This window comes from Pseudomonas simiae (genome assembly GCF_000934565.1).
Taxonomy (GTDB): Bacteria; Pseudomonadota; Gammaproteobacteria; order Pseudomonadales; family Pseudomonadaceae; genus Aquipseudomonas; species Aquipseudomonas simiae.
Map to the genome: position 1 here is coordinate 472543 of NZ_CP010896.1, position 21432 is coordinate 493974.

A 21432-nucleotide genomic window follows, 5' to 3' on the forward strand; every position below is an offset into this window, starting at 1 on the left:
GGTCCGGTCTCAAGCTGCCTGTCTGGCCGTGACGAACGCCGCAAGGCTGGCCACGTTGGTGAAGTGATTGCGGGTGTCCTTGGCGTCGGCGTCGATCTTGATGCCGTACTTTTTCTGGATCGCCAGGCCCAATTCCAGGGCGTCTACCGAATCCAGGCCGAGGCCTTCGCCGAACAGGGTTTGCTCGCTACCGATGTCGTCGACGCTGATGTCTTCCAGGCCCAAGGCCTCGATGATCAGCATCTTTATGTCGTGCTCAAGGCGGTGTTGGTCGCTCATCTTCGGCGAGCTCCTTAATAAAATAGTGATGCAGGTAATCGTTGAGCTTGCGTGAGGCCTGGGGTGGGGGCCCCAGTGTTGCGAACGCCTGTGGTTCTATATCGGCACCCACCCGCAAACTGAAGTGCACGCGGCATTTTGGGATGCGATACCAGGGTTCGGCCTTGGTCAGCGTCGTGGGGCTGACCTTGATCACCACGGGAGTGATGATTGTCGCACCGCGCAGCGCAATGGCGGCGCCGCCGCGATGAAAGGCAGGCGCTGCGCCGGGTGTGGTGCGGGTGCCTTCGGGAAAGATGATCAGGGTTTGGCCGCCACGCAGGGCATCAGCCGCCGCATCGAGCATTTCGGCACTGCCGTCGTTGCTGATATAACCCGCGTCGCGCACCGGCCCACGGGTGAAGGGGTTCTGCCACAGGCTCTGCTTGACCACGCAGTTGGCCTGGCGCACCAGGCCGATCAGGAACACCACGTCGATCAGCGACGGGTGGTTGGCGATGATCATCTGGCCTGGGCGGCCGAGTTTTTCCGTGCCTTCGACGCTGTAGGTGAGCACGCCGGCGCGCTGCATCAGGCGGATAAAGAACCAGAACAGCCAACTGATCGTATGGCGGGCGCGGCTGCGGTGTTTTGCAGCGTCCCCTGGCAGGCAACTGAGCAACGGGAACACCAGCAAACGCAGGCACAGGCCACCGAAGCCGAACAGAGCGAAGCTGGCGGCGGTGGCGAACAGGCGCCAGTAATAGGCATCCCGAGGTTTGTCGTTCAGGGCTTGCGTTGCCAGTTCCATACACGGTTCTTCCAGGCATGTTGGCAGGCGACCTGTTCGGTGAGCAGGGTGCGCAGCAGGTTCAGGGCGTGGGGCCACTGGGTTTGAGTGAGTTGGACACTGGCGCTGCTCAGTTCCAACTGCCACTCGTCGCCCGGCGTCAGCAGCAGACCAAGGGCATAGGGAAACGGCACGTCCACAATCCAGCTGGCGTAGGCTTCGGGCGGCTGTTCTTCGGTGATGACCAGCAAGACCGCGGGTGCGCCTTCGTTGAGCAAGGCCGCCGCTTCGAGCATGCCGTGCTCCAGGCCGTCACCTGCGGCCGCGAGGGCTGTCATTTCGCTGGTTTCATTGCGCAAGATCGACCACAGGCCAATCACCGCGTTGTGCACCGACAGGCTGAACTGGGTCGGCGACAGCGGCTGCTCGTTGGCCAGATCGCTGAGAATATCGAGGGTGCGCGGGGTCTCGCCGTGTCGGGAAATAAACACCAACGGCAGGTCCTGCAGGCCCTCGGCCAGTGGCCAGCCCACGCTGAAGGCCATGCGCGCCAGGCGGCTCAGGCGGCGGCGTTGCATGGCCGGCAAAAATGACACGTCAGGGCAGGCATCGCTGGCAGGGAGTAACACCGGGGCCTGGCACCAGGCGCGCCAGTCGTCCACGCTATCAAGCCCTGGGGCCCAGGCGCGCCATTGGGCGATGTTGAAAGTGATCACTGAGAAGTTATCCCGCCCCTGCGGGCTTCCATGTGCGGCTTTTGGCCCCGAATACCGGGACAGGGAGCAATAGCCGAGTGGTGCGCATTATCCCGGTGCCGTGGGGTTCTAGCAAATATTGGTAAAAAATTGTTCACGGCTGATTACAATTTGGTTGGGATTATTTACGGATTGTCCTTTACCCCTCGCCGATTTGGATTGTCAGACCCTTCCTGTTCGTTTGTCGGGGATGGATGAACGAGGTAGCGAACATTCGCTTAAGCCCTCTACACTCGAGCATTCATTGATACACGGAGGTTTTTCCATGCGGCGCGTGGTGTTCAATCAAAAAGGCGGCGTTGGCAAGTCCAGCATTGCCTGTAACCTGGCGGCAGTCAGCGCCAGCGAAGGCTATCGAACCCTGTTGGTGGACCTCGATGCACAAGCCAACTCAACCCAGTACCTCACTGGGCTGACCGGCGACGATATACCGATGGGCATTGCCGAATTTTTCAAGCAGACCCTGTCTTCCGGGCCTTTTTCGAAGAAAAACCGAGTAGATATCTACGAGACGCCCTTCGACAACCTGCATGTGATCACCGCCACCGCCGAACTGGCGGACCTGCAGCCCAAGCTCGAGGCCAAGCACAAGATCAACAAGCTGCGAAAGCTGTTGGATGAGCTGAGCGAAGATTACGACCGGATTTACCTGGACACCCCGCCAGCATTGAATTTTTATGCGGTTTCGGCGCTGATTGCCGCTGATCGTGTACTGATCCCCTTCGATTGCGACAGCTTCTCGCGCCAAGCCCTGTATGGCCTGCTGGCTGAGATTGAAGAACTGAAGGAAGACCATAACGAAGGCCTAGAAGTGGAAGGCATCGTGGTCAACCAGTTCCAGGCGCGGGCGAGTCTGCCACAGCAGATGCTGGAGGAGTTGATTGCCGAGGGCCTGCCGGTGTTACCGGTGTACCTGGCCAGCTCGGTGCGCATGCGCGAGTCGCACCAGGAGAACAAGCCCCTGATCCACCTGGACCCGCGGCATAAGCTGACGCAGCAGTTTGTCGAGCTGCATAACCTGCTGGAAAACGCGTGATCTGAACGACAACACAAAACCCTTGTGGGAGCGGGCTTGCTCGCGAATGCGGTGTGTCAGTTTCAGATGTACAGACTGAGACACCGCATTCGCGAGCAAGCCCGCTCCCACATGTGTATCGCATTCCTGCAGCTGGAGTTGGATGTGCCCCACGGGGGCTGTAGGACGGGTCTGGCAATAGGGGTTGTGCCTTGTAACGTTGCCTACAGGTAAGCCAGAATCGCCCGGCTTGTGCGTCTGGGTGGGCGTCTCTAAGGTTCCGGGGTCGCTGAATGTTCAGTGATCGGGTTTAGTAGCCCAACCGACCAAAGCAGTTACACCGCTCCCAAAGCATGGCGGCATATCGCCTATATGATGGTGGCTGTGCGCAGGGCACTTTCGGGTGCGCCGGTCTTTGCTTTGTTCCCCGGTCTACTAACCTGCGTACAGCTACCGCCCTTCGTTTAGTAGCGAAAAGGTGGTGGCCCTATCAGGGAACAAATGCATGTCTATTCGTCTTTTCAATGTGGCGCCCAACCTCCCCACCGAAACCCTCGTCCTCAACAGCTACGAAACCTTCTCCTCCGTCCGCACCTTGTTGCTCAACCTGTCCAACGACCTCAGCGGCGAACACCGCGACGTGGCCTTGGCCATTCACCAATTGAGCGAACTCGGCGTAATGCTGGTCGGCCAGATGATGGACCGCGAAGCCCCACTAACCTGAGGCTGAAACACGGTCCATGTGGGAGCTGGCTTGCCTGCGATAGCTGTAGTGAATTCAACACTGCCATCGCAGGCAAGCCCGCTCCCACATTTGACCGCGTTACACGCCCTGGCTACGCAACCAGTTCATCAACTGCGGCAACGGAAACGCCCCGCTCTGACGCGCCACTTCGCGGCCGTTCTTGAACAGAATCAAACTGGGAATCGAGCGAATCCCCAACTGCGCCGACAGCTGCTGATTGGCCTCGCTGTCGAGCTTGGCCAATCGGCACTTGCCCTGCAACTGTCCGGCCGCCTGCTCAAACACCGGCGCGAACGACTTGCACGGCCCGCACCAGTCGGCCCACACATCCACCAGCAACGGCAGGTCGCCCTTGATCTGGCTGGCGTAGTCGCCCTGTTTCAGTTCGAAAGGCTTGCTCAACAACACCGGCTGCTTGCAGCGCCCGCATTTGGGCGCGTCACTCAGGCGTTCGCCGGGGATGCGGTTAAGGCCGTTGCAATGGGGGCAGGGGATTACAAGCGGTTCGGACATCGGGAGGGCTCCTAGGGTATGGCCAATAAGTCCAATTTGGAGCCGACGCTGACATTTATCAAGGTAAATGCAGCCCCGAACCGCGCAAGACAAGCCCGCCCACTACAGCGCCTATGAGGAACAGCTGATTTCCAGGTGTTTGCCCCAATCCGGCGGCCGCTGTGCGTATTGCTCCATCCCCGCTTGCTCCTCAAACGGCTTGGACAGGACCTCGTGCAGCCGCCGGACTTCGCTGTAATCCCCTGACTCGGCTGCAGTGATGGCGTTCTGCGCGAGGTAGTTGCGCAGGATGTACAGCGGGTTCACTGCGTGCATCCGCTCACGGCGTTGCTCTTGGCTATATTCCCCATCCCGCACAACACGGGCCTTGTACTGCTCAGCCCAGGCATCAAACCCGGCCAGGTCGACAAAGTCATCGCGCAGTCGCGTCACCGCCAGCGCCGCCGATTCATCCCCCAGGCGGCGGAAGAACAGGGTGTAATCCACGCCGCTGTTCTGCATCAGTTGCAACAAGCGCTCCACCAGCTTCTGGTCATCGTCTTCGGCGGTGGTCAGCCCCAAGCGGCGGCGCATCAAATCCAGGTAATTGGCCTGATACAGCGGCAGGTACAAGCCCAGCGCTTCTTTCAAAGCATCGACGCTGATAAACGGCGTCAACGCCTGTGCCAATGCACTGAGGTTCCACTGCCCAATCGGCACTTGGTTGCTGAAGGAGTAACGCCCTTCATGGTCGGAGTGGTTGCAGATGAAATGCGCGTCAAAGTCATCCAGGAACGCAAACGGCCCGAAGTCGAACGTGATGCCCAGGATCGACATGTTGTCGGTGTTCATCACGCCATGGCAGAAGCCATAAGCCTGCCATTTTGCGATCAGTTCGGCGTTGCGCTCGACGATTTCACGGAACATCGCCAGGTACGGCTCAGGTTGTTCACGGCACTCGGGGTAGTGCAGGTTCAGTACATGCTCGGCCAAGAGTGCCTGCTGCTCGGGCTTTTTGGTGTAGTAGAAGTATTCGAAATGGCCGAAGCGGATATGACTGTGCGCCATGCGCAACACCATCGCGCCGCGCTCCTGCTTCTCGCGCCACACGGGGGTGTCGGAGCCGATCACGCACAGCGCACGGCTGCTGGGGATGCCCAGCGCGTGCAGTGCTTCGGAGGCCAGGAACTCGCGGATGGACGAGCGCAATACCGCGCGCCCATCGCCCATCCGTGAGTAAGGCGTCATCCCGGCGCCCTTCAGATGTAGGTCCCAGTGCTCGCCGGCCTCGTTGTACGCCTCGCCCAGCAACAACCCGCGGCCATCGCCCAGTTGCGGGGTGTAGCCACCGAACTGATGCCCGGAATAGACCATCGCCCGCGGTTCGGCCTCGGCCCACAGCGTGTGGCCGCCGAACAGCTCGGCGAACACCGGTGTTTCGGCAACGGCGGGATCAAGATCGAGCAGGGCCATGGCGGCCGTGCTCGCCACGACCAGGCGCGGTGCGTCGAGGGGCTCAGGCAATACGTGGGTCGAGAACGCGTCGCCCAGGCGTGCGAAGCGGTTGTCGAAGGTCAGTTCGTCGAGGGCTTTCACCGGCCATCTCCAGCAGAATGTCCGAGCATTCTGCTGGGGATAACGGCGTTAGTCGAGTTTGCTCGGTGGCGGTTCCTGCACACCGCCGTCGTTGGCGGGCTTGGCCGGGGTGTCGACCTCCACCAATTTGTATTCCTGGCCGTGGAGGTTCTTGAGGTAGACCTCCATCTGGCGGAACGAGATGTTGATGTGCTCTTTCTTGAACTCGCGATTGATAAAGCGGTTCACTTCGTCGATCACCGGGTTACGGTCGCCGAGGTCGCGCACGTGCATGCGCAGTTCGTGGTCGAGGGTGCTTTCGCCGAAGTTGAGGAAGTACACATGGGGCTCCGGCTCCTTGAGTACCCGTGGGTTGTCGCGGGCGGCCTTGAGCAGCAGTTCCTTCACGCGGTCCAGGTCGGAGCCGTAGTCCACACCCAGCTTCAACGTGACGCGGGTGATGGTGTCGGTCAGCGACCAGTTGATCAGTTGCCCGGTAATGAAGGTCTTGTTCGGGACAATGATGTCCTTGCGATCAAAGTCAGTGATCGTAGTGGCGCGGATGCGGATCTTGCTCACCGTGCCCGACAGGTTGCCGATGGTGATGGTGTCGCCGATCCGCACCGGGCGCTCGAACAGGATCATGATGCCGGAAATGAAGTTGGCGAAAATCTCCTGCATGCCGAAGCCCAACCCCACCGACAGCGCCGCCACCAACCATTGCAACTTGTCCCAGCTCACGCCGAGGGTGGACAGGGTGGAGACGAAACCGACGCCGGCAATCACATACGACAGCAACGTAGTCGTCGCATAGGCGCTGCCCTGGGCCAGGTCCAGCTTGGACAGCACCAGGACTTCGAGCAGGCCGGGCAGGTTGCGCGCCAGCGCGAAGGTGATGCCGATAATGATCAAGGCGCCGAGCAAGTCGCCGATGCTGATGGGGACCATGCTGATATTGGCGCCGGTACCGCTGGTGTATTCGTACAGCGTGACGTTATCCAGATACGAAAATACCGAGATCAGGTCCGACCACACCCAGTACAACGCCGCGATAAAGCCGCCGAGCAAGGCCAGGCGGATCAGGCGCATGGACTGTTCGTTGACCTGTTCGATGTCCAGGGTCGGTTCTTCGATCACCGCTTCGCCGTCGCCGGCTTCCTTGGCGGCTTGGCGTTTGGCCAGGGCGCGCGCGTAGGCCAGGCGCCGGGCGGCAACGCCCAGGCCGCGAACGAAGGTGGCTTCGATCACCAGCCAGAACATCAGCAGGTACAGGGTGTTGATCAGGCGATCGCTGAGCTTGAGCGCGGTGTAGTAGTAGCCAAAGCACACGGCGATAAACAGCGCGACCGGCAGCGCGGTAAACAAAAGGCCCACGGCTTTGCGAAACAGCGAAGCCTTTTCATGAGTGGGGCTGTTGAGCAACAGGCGGCCGAGCAGCCAGGCCATCAGCGCGTAGCAGGTCAGTACCACGCCGATACCCAGCACGTCGTCGGCGAGCGCCGCCGGTTGGTGTTCAGCGATGGCCACCACGGCCACCAGCGCCAGCACCACTAACCCGAGCTTGCGTACCCAACCTTGCAGGAATTCGACCTGGGGCTTTTCCCAGCGGAAGTGCAGTTCGGCCACGCCGCCCGGCGCCAGGATGCGATAAGCGGTATAGAACACCAGCCAGGCCTGGGCGATCTGCAGCAGGGCCGAGCCGAGGTTGGCGTTTTGCCCACGAGCGTCGATCTGCAACGCGTAGCCGCACAGCGCCAAACCCAGGGACACCGGCATCGCCAGCAGGATATTGATCAGGATGGCCTGTGGCGTGTGCCACTGGCTGTCACGTTTGAAGTGGCCGATGTCCAGGTGCACCTTGTTCAGGCGCTGATACAGGTTTTTACGGCGCCACAGCAGGGCACCAATCAACAGCAGCAGGGGCAGGAACAGCAGCGGGCGCTGGGTCAGGCCGTCATACAGTTCGCTGACGCTGGAAGCCCAGGGCAAGGTGGCGACTTGTTTGCTCAGGTGCGCCGGGACCGTTTCCAGCCATTCGGTGTCCAGCGGCTTGTTGCTGGGGATCCAGAACATCTGCTCATCCAGCGTCGCCCGCAGGGTAGTGGCGGTGCTGAGCAGTTGTTTCTGGTTCAGTTGCAGCGTGATGGATTCGTTGAGCAGCGCGCTCAGCTCGCGGCTCAGGCGCTCCAGCAGGTCGCTGCGGGTGATCGCCAGTTCCAGCAAGGTGCGGCGCAACTGCGGGGTGACGTCTTCCGGCGACTGGTTGGCCAGCAAGTTATCCACATAGGCGCTGGGAGAGCTGATCAGTTCACGTTGCTGGTTGACCTCGAACTGGTACAGGCGAATGTTGGCAATGTCGTCCGCCAGGTCGCGGTCTACCGTCAGGCGCGGCAAGGCCTGTTTCTGTTTATAGAGGATCTTGGACAGCAGCAGGCTGCCCTTGAGCACGTTGATCTGCTCGTCCAGGGCCGAGTCGCTCTGGGTCACGGTGTCGAGTTGCTGCTTGGTTTTCAGGTTCTTCTGGGTCAGGTCGTTGAGGCGGTCAGTACTTTTGAGCAGGTAATCGGACAGCTTCAGGTTGGCTGCGCTCTCGGTGGCCAGCAGGCTGCTGCCGCCGGCCTTTTGCGCTTCGATGGACTGCTGGGTCACCGTTTGTTGGGACTGGGCCAGGCGCTTCTGGTTGATCAGGGTCTGCAGGTCCTGGATCTCTTGTTCCAGGCGCGCGGTTTTCTCCATCACTAGGTCGTGCTGGCTGTTGCCCAGGTCTTGCAGTTGGCTGTTGCCGGCCAGTTCCTGGCGGCGCAGGGGGATCAGCGCGCTAAGGGCCGCGAGTTCGGCGTTGAGCTGGTTGCGCTGGTCGCCGCTGAGGGTTTTGCCGTTGTCTTTGCCGGCCTTGAGGATCGAATTGATCTGCAGGATGCGCGTCTGGCTGCTGCTGATCTCGGTCTGGGCGCGCTCGGGGCGGGTCTGGGCGGCAATGGACAGGCTGTTGGCGTCGGCCAGTTCTTTTTGCAGGTCGCCTTGCTGGGTGGTGCGCTGCACCAGCAACTGCTCAAGCTGCGGCACCGGCAAAGTGGCGTAGCGCTGGGCGACCGGGACGATTTTGGTGGCCTTGAGCCGGGTCAGTTCGCGCTGGTTATCAGCGGTCTGGCGCGGCGCGTCTTCCAGCTGGCGTTTGAGGTCGACCAGGCGCTGCTCGTAATCCTGCTTGTTGCCCAGGTACGTCAGGGTCTGCTGCAGGATGGTCTGAAGGGCCTTCATGTCGGCGTCGGGCAGCTTGCGGTCGGGCAACTTGTCCAGGGTTTGCTGGATGGCGTCGGCGCTGGGCGGGTCGGCCGCGTGAACGGTGCCGACACAAAGGGTCAGGCCCAGCAGGGCAGTGGCGAGGAACGTGCGCAGGGTAGGCATAGAGACCGGTCTTGCAAGGTGAAGAATCGGGGGCGTCGTCGCCCCGCAGTTTAGAGGAAGAGACCGGGGCCCGGGCGACTTCCTTCGGGGAATCTGACGCCCACTTTGCCGATCTTGTTCCCATCCATGACCGCGACGGTCCAGATGGTGTTGTTCCACTCCACCTGGTCGCCGACGATGGGGGCGCCGCCGACTTTTTGGGTGATGAAGCTGCTCAGCGGCATATCGGGGTCGATGCCCTCCAGTTTCAGGCCGTACAGCGCCGAAACCGCGCCCAGCTGGGCATCGCCTTCCAGCACGAAGTCGCCGAAGAAACGCAGGTCGAGACCGCGTTGTGGGGCCTGGCTGAACAGTTTGCCCAGTGCCGGCAGGTTGTGTTCGTGGCCGATCACGCAGAGCAAATCGCCGACTTCCAGCACGGTACTACCCGACGGATGGAGCAGTTGCTGGCCACGGAACAGCGCGGCGATCCGCGTACCTTCGGGCATTTTCAGCTCGCGCAGGGCAGCGCCGATGCACCATTTCTCCGCGCCCAGGCGGTAGACGAACAGCTCCCACTCGCTGGTGACGTGCACTTCCAGCGCTGCACGGGAGATCGGTGCCGGGTCCGGCGGTACGGTGACTTTGAGCAGCTTGGCCACCCACGGCAGGCTCGTGCCCTGCACCAGCAGCGACACCAGTACGATAAAGAACGCGAGGTTGAAGTACAGCTGCGCATGGGGCAGGCCGGCCATCAGCGGGAACACCGCCAGAATGATCGGGACCGCGCCGCGCAGGCCAACCCAGGCGATAAAGGCTTTTTCGCGCCCATGGAACGCCTTGAAGGGCAGCAGGCCGACCATCACCGACAACGGCCGCGCAAACAGGATCATCCACAGCGCCAGGCCCAGGGCCGGCAGTGCGATGGGCAGTAAGTCATGGGGGGTGACCAACAGGCCCAGCACCAGGAACATACCGATCTGCGCCAGCCAGGCCATGCCGTCGAGCATATGCAGAATGCCATGACGGCTGCGCACCGGGCGGTTACCGATCACCAGGCCGCACAGGTACACGGCGAGGAAGCCGCTGCCATGCAGGGCGTTGGTCACGGCGAACACGAACAGGCCACCGGCGATCACCAGGATCGGGTACAAGCCGGTGGCCAGGTTGATGCGGTTGACCATCTGCAGCATCAACCAGCCGCCGCCCAGGCCGACCACGCCGCCGATGCCGAACTCGCGCACCAGGTGCGTCAGCAGGCTCCAGTGCAGGCCGGTCTGGCCGCTGGCGAGCATGTCGATCAAGGTGACGGTGAGGAATACCGCCATCGGGTCGTTGCTGCCGGATTCGATTTCCAGGCTGGCAGTGACCCGCTCGTTGAGGCCCTTGCCGCCGAGCAGCGAGAACACTGCCGCGGCGTCCGTAGAGCCGACAATCGCGCCGATCAGCAGGCCCTGGATGAGATTGAGGTCAAACAGCCAGGCCGCGGCCATGCCCGTGAGGCCGGTGGTAATCAACACCCCCACCGTGGCCAGCGACAACGCCGGCCAGAGTGCCACGCGGAAACTCGCCACCCGTGTGCGCAAACCGCCGTCGAGCAGGATCACGGCCAGGGCGAGGTTGCCCACCAGGTAGGCGGTCGGGTAGTTATCGAAGATGATGCCGCCGCCATCGACGCCGGCGACCATGCCCACGGCCAGGATGATCACCAATATCGGGATACCCAGGCGGGACGAGAGAGAACTCACCAGAATGCTCGCACTCACCAGCAACGCGCCGATCAAGAACAGGCTGTTGATGGTCGTCGCATTCAAAGGCAGTACTCCATAAGCAAACAGGACGGGGCGCAAACTGACCATGCAGTCTGCGTGCCAGCGATTCTAACCTGTTGAATTGCTGCGCTGTCAAAAAGCTTTTTCTGATTTGCGCAAAGCCAAATGTGGGAGCTGGCTTGCCTGCGATGGCGGCGTGTCAGGCGCTAGAGGCGCTGGCTGACACATTGCTATCGCAGGCAAGCCAGCTCCCACAGGGATAGGCGTCGTCAGGCGAATCCGATTTTAGAGACGGAACCGGCCGACCATCCCATTCAGATCCACTGCCAGGCGCGACAGCTCACTGCTCGCCGCACTGGTCTGGCTGGCGCCGGTCGCCGACTGCACTGACAGGTCACGGATGTTCACCAGGTTGCGGTCCACTTCCCGTGCCACCTGGGCCTGTTCTTCCGCTGCGCTGGCGATCACCAGGTTGCGTTCATTGATCTCGACAATTGCCGTATTGATGGTATCCAGCGACATGCCGGCACCTTTGGCGATGTTCAACGTCGATTCGGCGCGTTCCGTGCTGTTGCGCATCGAATCCACCGCATGCTCTGTGCCGGCCTGGATGCTGCCGATCATCCGCTCGATTTCGCTGGTCGATTGCTGGGTGCGATGGGCCAGGGCGCGCACTTCATCGGCCACCACCGCAAAACCGCGACCGGCTTCACCGGCACGCGCCGCTTCAATCGCTGCGTTTAGCGCCAACAGGTTGGTCTGGTCGGCCAGGCCGCGAATCACGTCCAGCACCTTGCCGATGTCGCGCGACTCATTGGCCAGGTCGCCAATCAGGGTGGCCGTGGCTTGCACGTCGCCGCTCATGCGTTCGATGGCGCTGACCGTTTCCTGCACCAGGTCACGGCCATCACCGGCGGAGGTGGTGGCGTTGCGCGAAGCTTCGGACGTGCTCACCGCATTGCGGGCGACTTCTTCGACGGCACTGGTCATCTCATTCACCGCGGTGGCGGCTTGTTCGATTTCGTTGTTCTGTTGGGTCAGGCCACGGGCGCTTTCGTCGGTGACGGCGTTCAGCTCTTCCGCAGCAGACGCCAGCTGGGTCGCGGACCCGGCAATGCGTTGCAGGGTGTCGCGCAGCTTGTCCTGCATCTTGGCCATGGCGGCCAGCAGGCGCCCGGCTTCGTCGCTGCCGTCGACCTTGATCGGCCGCGTCAGGTTGCCTTCGGCCACTTCTTCGGCCGCTTCCAATGCCTGGGCAATCGGCAGGGTGATACTGCGGGTCAGCAGCCAGGCGAACAGCAGCGTCAGCAGGGTGGCGATCACCAGAAGGCTCACCACCATGTTGAAGGCCATGTTGTACTGGTCTTCGGCGTCGTTATTGGTGGCCAGGGCCATCTTGTTATTGATGTCCAGCAGACGGGTAAGCACGGCGTTGACCTGCTCGGAGTTACTCAGCAATTCGTTATTGAGCAGGCTGCGCAGCTCTTCCACCTGATTGGCCCGCGACAGGCTCTTCATGCGTTCTTCAATCTGATGGTACTGGCCAAGCAGACGCACGTAGTCGTCGTAGGCCGCACGCTCTTCGCTGCTCTCGATGAGTTTTTCGTAGATGCCCTGGGCCGTGCGAATCTGCTGATTACGCACTTCAAAGGCTTCCAGGGTTTTTTGCTGAACCTCCGGCTCACGGTTGGTCAGCAGGCGGTACGACAACACACGCAGGCGCAGGGTCAGTTGGGTGAATTCGTCGAGGGCGCGAATGCTCGGCACGCTGGACATTGTGATGTCTTCGGTGGCGCCACGGATCTTGCTCATCTGGTTCAGGGCAAACACGCCGAGAAACAACATCAGCGCACCAATAAACGCGAAGCCGAGGAAGGCCCTCGGAGCGATATTCATATTACGAAGCGACATGCGGGAATCCTGGGGGAGAAGCGCGATCCGTGCGGCCATCAGACGGGGTGTCCCTCTCTATCGGTCGTACGACTAAAGTCTAAAGGGGCGTGTGCGCTTTTGTCGCATCTGACGAGGGGTTTGGCCGATTCAGGAACCAGATCCGGTAAATGCAGTCACTAAGGCTCGAAAGTGCGGCCCGGCCCTTAAAAATCGGGCTGCGCGCCGGGGATAACCCTGGCATCCGAGGTGAATTTTCTTTATCGTCACCGCCCTTTGAAAAAGCCCGAGAAATCAAAATGTTAGAAGCATCCCTCAGCCAATTGGAACAACTGGTCAGCGACCTGGTACAGCAGAATCAGGATCTGCTGAGCACCAACGAATCCCTCAAGGCGGAACTGGCCCGCGCCAAGGATGAGAACGACAGCCTGCAACTGAACCTGATGGAGCAGGAAGAAAAGCACGGCGCCACTGCCGCACGTATCCAGGCGCTGGTTGAGCGTGTGAGCGCAGGGCCCGTCGGCGCATGAGTGAAGGGATAAAGGTCGTTTCGATTCTCGGAGAGGATTACTCGATCAAGGCTCCGGCCGGGGAAGAGAAAACCCTGATGCACGCCGTGACCCTGCTCAAGGCGTCCCTGGCCACCACCAAGAAGAAGTACCCGACCCTGATCGGTGACAAGCTACTGGTGCTGGCGGCGCTGAACCTGTGCGCCGAGCAGATCGAAATGCAGCAGGCGCACCAGCAGGAACTCGACCGTTACCAAGAGCAAGTCAGCGCCACGGTCGATGTGATTTCCAAGGCGATCGGAACGCCTTAGAACCACTCATCTTGCATGCCGAGGCACGTGTCATCGCGGGCCTCCAAGAGTGCCAGTTCATGATGGCAGCTCGGTACTTCCCAGGTCAGGAAGTACCGGGCGGCCTGGAGCTTGCCTTTATAGAAGGCCACATCCGCCGCATTGCCCTTGGCCAAGCCTTCTTCGGCGCGAATCGCCTGTTCCAGCCAGCGCCAGCCAATCACCGTATGCCCGAACACCTTCAGGTACAGCGCCGAGTTCGCCAGGCTGCTGTTGACCTTGCCGTGGGCGAGATCCGTCAGCAGGCTGATGGTGACGCTTTGCAGGCGGTTGACCAATTGTTCCAGCGGTTCCCTTAGTGCGGTCAGGCTTGGGTATTCCTGCGCCCGTGCGCCGGTTTCAGCAATCAGTCGTATGAGTTGCTTCAACCCCGCGCCGCCGTTCTGCGCCAGCTTGCGCCCCAGCAAATCCAGGGACTGGATGCCGTGGGTGCCTTCATGGATCGGATTCAGGCGGTTGTCACGGTAGTACTGTTCCACCGGGTATTCGCGGGTGTAGCCATGGCCGCCGAGAATCTGGATCGCCAGTTCGTTGGCCTTGAGGCAGAACTCCGAGGGCCAGGATTTGACGATGGGGGTGAGCAGGTCTAGCAGTTCGTGGGCGTGCTTGCGCTCGGCTTCGGTTTCCAGGGTGGTGGTGTCGTCGAACAGCCGTGCGGCGTAGAGGCCAAGGTCGAAGGCGCCTTCCACGTAGGATTTTTGGGTCAGCAGCATGCGCTTGATGTCCGCGTGCTGAATGATCGAGACGGGCGCCGTTGCAGGGTCTTTGCTGTCGGGCAGACGACCTTGCGGGCGTTCGCGGGCGTACTCCAGGGAGTAAAGATAACCCGCGTAACCGAGCATGACCGCGCCCATGCCGACGCCAATACGCGCCTCGTTCATCATCTGGAACATGCAGCTCAACCCCTGGTGCGGCTGGCCCACCAGATAGCCGACGCAATGCCCGTTGTCGCCGAAGTTCAGCGCGGTGGACGTGGTGCCGCGCCAGCCCATCTTATGGAACAGCCCTGCCAGCAGCACGTCGTTGCGCTCGCCCAGGCTGCCGTCGTCGTTGACCAGGAATTTGGGCACGATAAACAGCGAAATGCCCTTCACCCCGGCTGGCGCGTCCGGCAGCTTGGCCAGCACCATGTGCACGATGTTTTCCGACAACGGGTGGTCGCCGCCGGAGATGAAGATCTTGTTGCCCTTGAGTCGATAGGTGCCGTCAGCAGCAGGCTCTGCGCGTGTGCGAATATCCGCCAGCGACGAGCCCGCGTGGGGTTCGGTGAGGGCCATGGTGCCGAAGAAGCGGCCGTCGATCATCGGTTGCAGGAAGCGTCGTTTCTGGTCGTCGGTGCCGAAGCTTTCGATCAGGTTGGCGGCGCCCATGGTCAGGAACGGATAGGAGGTGGACGCCGCGTTGGCCGACTGGAAGTGCGCGAAACAGGCTTGGGACAGTAGGGTGGGCAGTTGCATGCCGCCCGCTTCGAAACTGCGCGCTGCGTTGAGGAAGCCGGCTTCCAGGAAGGCGTCCACGGCGGGTTTCACTTCTGGAATCAGGATGGCCTTGCCGTCTTCGTAGCGCGGTTCGTTTTCGTCGTTCTTGCGGTTGTGAGGGGCGAAGTACTTTTCCGCGATGTTGCGGGCGGTGCTGATGGCCGCATCGAAGGTTTCACGGTTGTGTTCGGCAAACCGCTCGCGCTGGGTCAGGCCCTCGGCATCGAGGACTTCATACAGCTCGAAAGCCAGATTACGGGAACTGAGCAGCGTCTCGGACATGGCGGCTTACCTTTGGAGGAATTGGCCTGAGTCTAAGTGCGCGAATGGTGGGTGGATAGCAAGATTGATCTGGGTGATGGAGAAACAAAACGTGGATGGAAGGCAAAGCGCGGTCAATGGGGGAGCGGGCTTGCTCGCGAATGCGCGATGTCAGTCAACATCTTCATCGACTGACACACTGCTTTCGCGAGCAAGCCCGCTCCCACATTTCTGACCGTGTTGGGTCAGTTAACCGATGGTCATCAGGCTGGCATTGCCACCTGCCGCCGCGGTGTTAACACTCAACGCCCGCTCGATTACCAAGCGCTCCAGCGCAATCGCCGTCTCGCCTTGCGACAAACCTTGCACCCCGACAATCGCACCGCCACGCTGGGCCACTTGCTGGCACACCGCACGCAACTGGTCGGAATCACCGTGGTGCAGGACCGCATCGAACACAACCTCGTCCTTGGTCCAGTCGGCCACGCGCTTGATCTTCGCCTGAATCTCCTTCGGCAGGCGTGGGAACAAGGCCTTGGTCAGGTCAGTTTCCGGCCATACCGCCGAACCGCCGACGGCCAGTACCGCCGCCAGTTGCGTCAGCAGATCGCCTTCCACGTCCGCCAGGCACAGTACATGCTCGCGAGGCAGGATGGCGTAGCTGTTGCGCTCACCGGTCGGGCCGGCCAACTGGCGGGTGATACCACTTTGCGACTGCGCGGCGAACTGGCTGCACAGGGCGCTCAGGTCGCTGAACTTGTTACTGTCGGCCCAGGTTTTCAGGGCGGTCAGCGGCTGGCTCATGGCGTCGCGCAGGCGCACGTCCGGCGCGGCCAATGCGTCGCCGCGGACGAAGGATTGCTCGATGGCATCCGTAGGGCGCGTCGACAGCAGGCGGTACAGGTACAGCGGGCCACCGGCTTTCGGGCCAGTGCCCGACAGGCCTTCGCCGCCGAACGGTTGCACGCCGACCACAGCGCCCACGATGTTGCGGTTCACATAGACGTTGCCGGCATTGACGTTGTCGATCACCTTGGCGATGGTCTCGTCGATACGCGTGTGCACGCCCAGGGTCAGGCCGTAGCCGGAGGCGTTGATCTGACCGATGAGTTGGTCGATCTCTTTACGCTTGTAGCGCACCACGTGCAGTACCGGGCCGAAGATCTCGCGTTGCAGTTCGTCGAAGCTGTCCAGCTCGATCAGGGTAGGCATCACGAAGGTGCCGCGCTTGATCTCTTCGCCATCGGCGATAGCCACCTGATACACATTGCGGCCTTTGTCGCGCATGGCCTGGATGTGTTTCTCGATGCCGGCCTTGGCTTCGGCGTCGATCACCGGGCCGATGTCGACGGACAGGCGCTCAGGGTTACCCAGGCGGCATTCCGCCATGGCGCCCTTGAGCATTTCGATGACGCGGTCTGCCGAATCTTCCTGCAGGCACAGTACACGCAGGGCCGAGCAGCGTTGACCGGCGCTGTCGAAGGCCGAGGACACCACGTCGATGACCACTTGTTCGGTCAGCGCCGAAGAGTCGACGATCATCGCGTTCTGGCCACCGGTTTCGGCGATCAGCGGGATCGGACGGCCCTGGGCATCCAGGCGACCGGCGACGTTGCGTTGCAGCAGGCGAGCTACTTCGGTAGAACCGGTGAACATCACGCCTTTGACGCGATCATCACCCACCAGGCGGGCACCCACGGTTTCGCCCTGACCCGGCAGCAATTGCAGGACGCCTTCCGGAATACCGGCTTCCAACAGGATGCGCACGGCTTGCGCGGCAACCAACGGGGTTTGCTCAGCAGGCTTGGCCAGTACCGGGTTGCCGGCGGCCAACGCAGCCGCAACCTGGCCGCTGAAGATCGCCAGTGGGAAGTTCCACGGGCTGATGCAGACCACCGGGCCCAGCGGGCGGTGGGCGTCATTGGTGAAATCGTTACGCGCCTGCACCGCGTAGTAGCGCAGGAAGTCCACCGCTTCACGCACTTCGGCGATGGCGTTGGCGAAGGTCTTGCCGGCTTCGCGGGCCAGCAGGCCCATCAGCGGCTGGATCTCGCCTTCCATCAGGTCGGCGGCACGCTCCAGGATTGCAGCGCGCTCGGCGGGCGGGGTGGCCTGCCAGATCGGTCCGGCGCTGATAGCGCACTGGATCGCGTTGTCGACGTCTTCGACGGTTGCTTCTTGTACATGACCGACTACATCACGCAGGTCGGACGGGTTCAGCACCGGTGCCGCCGCTTGCTCGCTGGAGGCGCAGCCGAGCATCGGCGCGGCTTTCCAGTTGTTGTGGGCGGTGGCCAGCAAGGCGCAGGACAGCGACGCCAAGCGGTGTTCATTAGCCAGGTCGATACCGGCCGAGTTGGCGCGGTCGCTGCCGTACAGGTCACGCGGCAATGGAATGCGCGGGTGCGGCAGGCCGAAGCCGCCTTCCAGCGTGGCCATCTGTTCGATGCTGGCCACTGGATCGGCCACCAGCTCCTGGATCGAGATGGATTGGTCGGCGATGCGGTTGACGAACGAGGTGTTCGCGCCGTTTTCCAACAGGCGACGTACCAGGTAGGCCAGCAGCGTTTCGTGGGTGCCGACCGGTGCGTACACGCGGCACGGACGGTTCAGCTTGCCGTCGGAAACCTTGCCTACAACCTGCTCGTACAGCGGTTCGCCCATGCCATGCAGGCATTGGAATTCGTACTGGCCGGGGTAATAGTTCTGACCGGCGATATGGTAGATGGCCGACAGCGTGTGCGCATTGTGCGTGGCGAACTGCGGGTAGATGACTTCCGGCACCGACAGCAGTTTGCGTGCGCAGGCAATGTAGGAAACGTCGGTGTACACCTTGCGGGTGTAGACCGGGTAGCCTTCCAGGCCTTCGACCTGGGCGCGCTTGATTTCGCTGTCCCAGTACGCGCCTTTTACCAGGCGGATCATCAGGCGATGGCGGCTGCGGCGTGCCAGGTCGATGACATAGTCGATCACATACGGGCAACGCTTCTGGTAGGCCTGGATCACGAAACCGATGCCGTTCCAGCCGGTCAGTTGCGGCTCGAAGCACAGGCGTTCCAGCAGGTCCAGGGACAGCTCCAGGCGGTCGGCTTCTTCGGCATCGATGTTCAGGCCGATGTCGTATTGCTTGGCCAGCAAGGTCAGGGACAGCAGGCGCGGGTACAACTCGTCCATCACGCGCTCGTATTGCGCACGGCTGTAACGCGGGTGCAATGCCGAGAGCTTGATGGAAATGCCCGGGCCTTCATAAATCCCACGGCCGTGGGACGCTTTGCCGATCGAATGGATGGCTTGTTCGTACGAGGCCAGGTACTTCTGCGCGTCGTGTTCAGTCAGCGCGGCTTCACCCAGCATGTCGTAGGAGTAACGGAAGCCCTTGGCTTCGAACTTGCTCGCGTTGGCCAAGGCCTCGGCAATGGTTTCGCCGGTGACGAACTGCTCGCCCATCAGGCGCATGGCCATGTCGACGCCCTTGCGGATCATCGGCTCGCCGCTCTTGCCGATGATGCGGCTCAGGGACGAGGTGAGGCCTGCTTCGTTGTGGGTAGCGACCAGTTTGCCGGTCAGCAACAAGCCCCAGGTGGCGGCGTTGACGAACAGCGATGGGCTGTTGCCCAGGTGCGGCTGCCAGTTGCCGGTGCTGATCTTGTCGCGGATCAGTGCGTCGCGGGTGCCCTTGTCCGGGATGCGCAGCAGCGCTTCGGCCAGGCACATCAGCGCCACGCCTTCCTGGGACGACAGGGAGAATTCCTGCAGCAGGCCCTGGACAATACCGGCACGGCCGCCGGCACTCTTCTGGTTACGCAGTTTTTCAGCGATCGAGGCCGCCAGCTTGTTGGTGGCTTCGGCCATCGGGGTCGGCAGGCGAGCCTGTTCGATCAACATCGGCACCACTTCCGGCTCCGGGCGGCGGTAAGCGGCGGTGATCGAGGCGCGCAATACGGACTGTGGCAGGATGCTTTCGGCGAACTCAAGGAAGCACTGGTGGGCGTGGTCGGTCTGGACCTCGCCTGCATCGTCGGCGTCCTTGCTGCTCAAACCATTGAGTTCGGTCAGGGTTGCACCACCCTCCAGTTTCTCCAGGTAATTGAAAATCGCCTGCTTGATCAGCCAGTGCGGCGTGCGATCAATGGAGGTCGCGGCAGCCTTCAGGCGCTCGCGGGTCGGGTCGTCGAGTTTGACCCCAAGGGTGGTCGTAGCCATTTTCTTATCCTCATGGGTGCCACTACCGAGTGGCATCAGCTGGCGGCAAGATTAGCTTTGCGCATGCAGAGGTGCAACCGGGTGCAACCCTTTTTATTCAGGAAATTTTCGATCGTGATCGGGAAAAAAACACACCGCCAACAGATTCCGCTCCGCCTTGGTGCGTTTGCTTCTGAGATCGGCTGTTCTTGCTCCGAAAAGGAGCAAAAACAGGGTGTTTTTTACAAAACACGTTAAGGTGCAACTTATTCTCGCGAAACTGGTTGCACCTTATTTGCTTTGTTGAATAGCATTCGCGGCCAAGGTGCAACCACCTCGACGGGTCGGTTCATCGGCTGACGGCTTTCCTGGGGAAACGTCAGTCATAAATGCGCGGCACGCAGTTACGTCTACCCACTACCAGTGGGTGGCCGTCTGACAGACCGCTGCTACATAAAAACAAAGCCAGGGCGTCACTCTTATGAGCGTTAGTAATCCAACCCTGATCACGTTCGTGATCTACATCGCAGCAATGGTACTGATCGGCTTCATGGCCTATCGCTCCACCAACAACCTTTCCGATTACATCCTGGGCGGTCGCAGCCTCGGTAGCGTGGTGACTGCCTTGTCGGCCGGTGCTTCCGATATGAGTGGCTGGTTGTTGATGGGCCTGCCGGGCGCGATCTACATGTCTGGCCTGTCGGAAAGCTGGATCGCCATCGGCCTGATCGTCGGTGCTTACCTCAACTGGCTGTTCGTCGCCGGTCGCCTGCGGGTCCAGACCGAGCACAACGGTGACGCCCTGACCCTGCCGGATTACTTCTCCAGCCGTTTCGAAGATAAAAGCGGCCTGCTGCGGATCATCTCTGCCGTGGTGATCCTGGTGTTCTTCACCATTTACTGCGCTTCCGGCATCGTCGCCGGTGCCCGCCTGTTTGAAAGCACCTTCGGCATGTCCTACGAGACTGCGCTGTGGGCCGGTGCTGCAGCGACCATTGCCTACACCTTCGTCGGTGGTTTCCTGGCAGTGAGCTGGACTGATACCGTACAAGCCACGCTGATGATCTTCGCGCTGATCCTGACGCCAATCATCGTGCTGCTGGCCACCGGTGGTGTTGATACCACTTTCCTGGCCATTGAAGCCAAGGACCCGACTAACTTCGACATGCTGAAAAACACCACCTTCATCGGCATCATTTCGCTGATGGGCTGGGGCCTGGGTTACTTCGGCCAGCCGCATATCCTCGCGCGTTTCATGGCGGCGGACTCGGTGAAGTCGATCGCTAAGGCACGCCGCATCTCCATGACCTGGATGATCCTGTGCCTGGGCGGCACCGTGGCCGTGGGTTTCTTCGGTATTGCTTACTTCTCGGCGCACCCGGAAGTCGCAGGTCCGGTCAACGAAAACCACGAGCGTGTGTTTATTGAGCTGGCCAAGCTGCTGTTCAACCCATGGATCGCCGGCGTGCTGCTGTCGGCCATCCTGGCGGCCGTGATGAGCACCTTGAGCTGCCAATTGCTGGTGTGCTCCAGCGCCTTGACCGAAGACTTCTACAAGACCTTCCTGCGCAAAAACGCCTCCCAGGTTGAGCTGGTATGGGTCGGTCGCCTGATGGTGCTGCTGGTTGCGCTGATCGCTATCGCCATGGCCGCCAACCCGGAAAACCGCGTTCTGGGCCTGGTGAGCTACGCCTGGGCCGGCTTCGGCGCCGCGTTCGGTCCTGTGGTGCTGATCTCGGTGATCTGGAAAGGCATGACCCGCAACGGTGCACTGGCCGGTATCCTGGTCGGCGCGATCACCGTGATCGTGTGGAAACACTTTGAACTGCTGGGTCTGTACGAAATCATCCCGGGCTTCATCTTTGCCAGCCTGGCGATCTACTTCGTGAGCAAGCTGGGCGCTCCGACTGCGGGTATGGTCGAGCGTTTTGATGCTGCGGAAAAAGACTACAACCTCAATAAGTAATTCGCTG

At 61.2% G+C, this 21432-nt stretch carries 15 protein-coding genes and 1 pseudogene; 5 read left to right on the forward strand and 11 right to left on the reverse strand.

Annotated elements, in window-relative coordinates:
* Nucleotides 1-9 precede the first annotated feature (9 nt).
* From PF1751_RS02110 to PF1751_RS02120, 3 genes are read right to left on the reverse strand one after another with little or no spacing between them, the layout of a single operon-like run.
* Entirely contained in the window at nucleotides 10-279 is a 270-nt protein-coding gene (locus PF1751_RS02110) for a phosphopantetheine-binding protein (RefSeq protein WP_010213712.1), read from the reverse strand.
* On the reverse strand, nucleotides 257-1069 hold the full coding sequence (locus PF1751_RS02115; protein ID WP_010213711.1) for a lysophospholipid acyltransferase family protein: 813 nt from the start codon (nucleotides 1067-1069) through the stop codon (nucleotides 257-259). Before PF1751_RS02115 ends, PF1751_RS02110 begins: the two co-directional genes overlap by 23 nt.
* The gene (locus PF1751_RS02120) at nucleotides 1045-1764 is read right to left on the reverse strand and encodes a beta-ketoacyl synthase chain length factor (RefSeq protein ID WP_042571366.1); all 720 of its coding nucleotides are present in this window, start codon (nucleotides 1762-1764) and stop codon (nucleotides 1045-1047) included. The genes PF1751_RS02115 and PF1751_RS02120 overlap by 25 nt, the downstream gene beginning before the upstream one ends.
* A 304-nt stretch (nucleotides 1765-2068) precedes the next feature.
* Here PF1751_RS02120 and PF1751_RS02125 point away from each other — a divergent pair, with 304 nt between their 5' ends.
* Both PF1751_RS02125 and PF1751_RS02130 read left to right on the forward strand, forming a co-directional pair.
* Nucleotides 2069-2839 (forward strand): ParA family protein, encoded by a 771-nt coding sequence (locus tag PF1751_RS02125; protein WP_010213709.1) that lies wholly within the window; start codon nucleotides 2069-2071, stop codon nucleotides 2837-2839.
* 484 nt (nucleotides 2840-3323) lie between these two features.
* Entirely contained in the window at nucleotides 3324-3542 is a 219-nt protein-coding gene (locus PF1751_RS02130) for a DUF6124 family protein (RefSeq protein WP_010213708.1), read from the forward strand.
* 99 nt (nucleotides 3543-3641) lie between these two features.
* On the opposite strand, the gene trxC is transcribed toward PF1751_RS02130, so the two are convergent.
* The 6 genes and pseudogenes from trxC to PF1751_RS29765 form a co-directional block, all read right to left on the reverse strand.
* A complete protein-coding gene (gene trxC / locus PF1751_RS02135) occupies nucleotides 3642-4076 on the reverse strand; it encodes a thioredoxin TrxC (protein WP_010213707.1) in 435 nt (144 codons plus the stop codon).
* 111 nt (nucleotides 4077-4187) lie between these two features.
* Nucleotides 4188-5651 carry a protein adenylyltransferase SelO gene (gene selO / locus PF1751_RS02140; protein ID WP_010213706.1) on the reverse strand — a complete coding sequence of 488 codons (1464 nt, stop codon included), beginning with the start codon at nucleotides 5649-5651 and terminating at the stop codon, nucleotides 4188-4190.
* A 48-nt stretch (nucleotides 5652-5699) separates the two neighbouring features.
* Nucleotides 5700-9038, reverse strand: coding sequence for a mechanosensitive channel MscK (gene mscK / locus PF1751_RS02145; protein ID WP_010213705.1), 3339 nt, complete (start codon nucleotides 9036-9038; stop codon nucleotides 5700-5702).
* A gap of 50 nt (nucleotides 9039-9088) precedes the next feature.
* Entirely contained in the window at nucleotides 9089-10831 is a 1743-nt protein-coding gene (locus PF1751_RS02150) for a potassium/proton antiporter (RefSeq protein WP_010213704.1), read from the reverse strand.
* 243 nt (nucleotides 10832-11074) lie between these two features.
* Entirely contained in the window at nucleotides 11075-11947 is an 873-nt protein-coding gene (locus PF1751_RS29760) for a methyl-accepting chemotaxis protein (RefSeq protein WP_370694346.1), read from the reverse strand.
* Nucleotides 11948-11977: 30 nt separating this feature from the next.
* Nucleotides 11978-12739: pseudogene (locus PF1751_RS29765) on the reverse strand (MCP four helix bundle domain-containing protein); the annotation flags it as partial.
* Nucleotides 12740-12978: 239 nt separating this feature from the next.
* Here PF1751_RS29765 and PF1751_RS02160 point away from each other — a divergent pair.
* Both PF1751_RS02160 and PF1751_RS02165 read left to right on the forward strand, forming a co-directional pair.
* On the forward strand, nucleotides 12979-13209 hold the full coding sequence (locus PF1751_RS02160) for a hypothetical protein (protein ID WP_010213700.1): 231 nt from the start codon (nucleotides 12979-12981) through the stop codon (nucleotides 13207-13209).
* Nucleotides 13206-13499: a cell division protein ZapA gene (locus PF1751_RS02165; RefSeq protein WP_016977202.1), complete on the forward strand. Its 294-nt coding sequence runs from the start codon at nucleotides 13206-13208 to the stop codon at nucleotides 13497-13499. Before PF1751_RS02160 ends, PF1751_RS02165 begins: the two co-directional genes overlap by 4 nt.
* Here the strand turns inward: PF1751_RS02165 and PF1751_RS02170 are convergent.
* Both PF1751_RS02170 and putA read right to left on the reverse strand, forming a co-directional pair.
* Complete coding sequence (locus PF1751_RS02170) at nucleotides 13496-15298, reverse strand: acyl-CoA dehydrogenase (RefSeq protein ID WP_010213698.1); 1803 nt, start codon at nucleotides 15296-15298, stop codon at nucleotides 13496-13498. The two genes, PF1751_RS02165 and PF1751_RS02170, sit on opposite strands and share 4 nt — an antisense overlap.
* A gap of 228 nt (nucleotides 15299-15526) precedes the next feature.
* Entirely contained in the window at nucleotides 15527-19480 is a 3954-nt protein-coding gene (gene putA / locus PF1751_RS02175) for a trifunctional transcriptional regulator/proline dehydrogenase/L-glutamate gamma-semialdehyde dehydrogenase (protein ID WP_044286528.1), read from the reverse strand.
* 460 nt (nucleotides 19481-19940) lie between these two features.
* Here putA and putP point away from each other — a divergent pair, with 460 nt between their 5' ends.
* Nucleotides 19941-21425, forward strand: a complete 1485-nt coding sequence (putP, locus tag PF1751_RS02180) for a sodium/proline symporter PutP (RefSeq protein ID WP_010213696.1) — start codon at nucleotides 19941-19943, stop codon at nucleotides 21423-21425.
* Nucleotides 21426-21432 lie beyond the last annotated feature (7 nt).

Bases quoted from the DNA above. Each gene is read 5' to 3' on its own strand.
- trxC (WP_010213707.1), bottom strand. From the start codon at position 4,076: ATGTCCGAACCGCTTGTAATCCCCTGCCCCCATTGCAACGGCCTTAAC.
- PF1751_RS02110 (WP_010213712.1), bottom strand. From the start codon at position 279: ATGAGCGACCAACACCGCCTTGAGCACGACATAAAGATGCTGATCATC.
- PF1751_RS02115 (WP_010213711.1), bottom strand. From the start codon at position 1,069: ATGGAACTGGCAACGCAAGCCCTGAACGACAAACCTCGGGATGCCTAT.
- PF1751_RS02160 (WP_010213700.1), top strand. From the start codon at position 12,979: ATGTTAGAAGCATCCCTCAGCCAATTGGAACAACTGGTCAGCGACCTG.
- PF1751_RS02170 (WP_010213698.1), bottom strand. From the start codon at position 15,298: ATGTCCGAGACGCTGCTCAGTTCCCGTAATCTGGCTTTCGAGCTGTAT.
- PF1751_RS02125 (WP_010213709.1), top strand. From the start codon at position 2,069: ATGCGGCGCGTGGTGTTCAATCAAAAAGGCGGCGTTGGCAAGTCCAGC.
- putP (WP_010213696.1), top strand. From the start codon at position 19,941: ATGAGCGTTAGTAATCCAACCCTGATCACGTTCGTGATCTACATCGCA.
- PF1751_RS02130 (WP_010213708.1), top strand. From the start codon at position 3,324: ATGTCTATTCGTCTTTTCAATGTGGCGCCCAACCTCCCCACCGAAACC.
- putA (WP_044286528.1), bottom strand. From the start codon at position 19,480: ATGGCTACGACCACCCTTGGGGTCAAACTCGACGACCCGACCCGCGAG.
- PF1751_RS29760 (WP_370694346.1), bottom strand. From the start codon at position 11,947: ATGGCCAAGATGCAGGACAAGCTGCGCGACACCCTGCAACGCATTGCC.
- PF1751_RS02165 (WP_016977202.1), top strand. From the start codon at position 13,206: ATGAGTGAAGGGATAAAGGTCGTTTCGATTCTCGGAGAGGATTACTCG.
- mscK (WP_010213705.1), bottom strand. From the start codon at position 9,038: ATGCCTACCCTGCGCACGTTCCTCGCCACTGCCCTGCTGGGCCTGACC.